We start from the raw sequence: 239 nt of genomic DNA, 5'->3' as shown, positions 1-239 counted from the left end.
CGCCTGCCACGGAATGTAAAACGCTAATGCCTGCACATCCAGCAGGAAGCCCGCGAATTGGAAGAACAGCTTGGCCAACACCAGCCCCAAACCAATCCCGCAGATGATCGACACGATCCCGATCAGGCGTCCGGGAGATTCCGCTGCAGCATGCCAAGGTTACGGCTTTTGGTAGCACCTGTCGTCCGAACGTAGCTGCATCCGAGGACGAGAATTTGCAGGCGCTGATCGCCAGTGGT

General features: G+C 57.7%; 1 protein-coding gene. It reads right to left on the bottom strand.

Annotated elements, in window-relative coordinates; translation table 11 throughout:
• A partial coding sequence (locus tag SB775_RS33535; protein ID WP_410865625.1) for a hypothetical protein occupies positions 1-239 on the bottom strand: 239 nt, incomplete at both ends.

This window comes from Peribacillus sp. SIMBA_075 (assembly GCF_046534585.1).
This window is presented reverse-complemented; position numbering and strand designations above follow the sequence as displayed.